The organism is Microtetraspora sp. AC03309, from assembly GCF_020826795.1.
Lineage (GTDB): Bacteria > Actinomycetota > Actinomycetes > Streptosporangiales > Streptosporangiaceae > Microtetraspora > Microtetraspora glauca.
Genome location: NZ_JADDIL010000239.1, coordinates 1 through 963, shown reverse-complemented (window position 1 = coordinate 963; position 963 = coordinate 1). Strand labels below are relative to the sequence as shown.

Sequence of the window (963 nt, the reverse complement as noted above, 5' to 3'; positions counted from 1 at the left end):
GCAGAAACGATCACACGCGGGCAGACACGCGGACGAACAGAGAACGCCGGAAACAGGCGTGGAGCCTTCAGTAGAAGAGGTCTCACCACAAGATCGTCCGTCTACCAGAAGGCCCCACGTGATCACCTATCCTGCCATGCTCGACGTCTCACGCGACCTCATCCGCTTCGTCGCCCGACTGCTGCGGCAGGAACGTGCGGCACGCGGCACCAGGAAGGGAACCAGGGCGCTGACCTGCTGGCTTCAAGCCGTCTTCGCGATCGCATGGTTCCGCCAACGCCCCAACCTCGCCCTGCACGGCAAGGCGTTCGGCCTCTCCCAAGCCACCGCCTACCGATACCTGCACGAAGCCATCGACGTCCTGGCGGATCAGGCACCCGACCTGCACTCCGCCCTTCAACGAGCCGCCGGCGAGGGACTGCCACACCTCATCTTGGACGGGAAAGTCTTCGACACCGACCGATGCCGCATCAAGACCACCAGCGTGAAAGGCGCGCAGATCGACGCCTGGTACGCCGGAAAGACCTCCGATTTCGGCGGCAACGTTCAGGCGCTGTTCGCCCCGGACGGGTTCCCGCTGTGGACCTCCGAGGTCGAACCCGGCGGCGTTCCGGACATCGACGCGGCCCGCGTGCACGTACTGCCCACCGCCTACCCACATGCCAAGACAATGCCGATCCTGGCCGACCCCGGCTATCAAGGCGCAGGTCACGGCGTCTACACCCCGTTCAAGCAACCCGCCGACGGCAACGTCCTCAGCATCGACAACCGCACGTTCAACCACCTGCTCCGCGCACTGCGCTGCCTCGGCGAACGCGGCTTCGCGCTGCTGACCCAACGCTGGACCGCCTTGCAGCACACCGCCCTCAGTCCCAGCCGAATCGGGGATCTCGCTCGGGCCGCCCTCGTTCTCGTCCATTTCGAACACAGAAGGATCAGCTGACAGTCACTGAGAAAACGTCA

At 64.8% G+C, this 963-nt stretch carries 1 protein-coding gene; it reads left to right on the top strand.

Going from position 1 to position 963, the window contains the following annotated elements; translation table 11 throughout:
- The first annotated feature begins 118 nt into the window (after positions 1 to 118).
- Entirely contained in the window at positions 119 to 943 is an 825-nt protein-coding gene (locus IMZ11_RS42545) for a transposase family protein (protein ID WP_228649254.1), read from the top strand.
- The last annotated feature ends 20 nt before the right edge of the window (positions 944 to 963 follow it).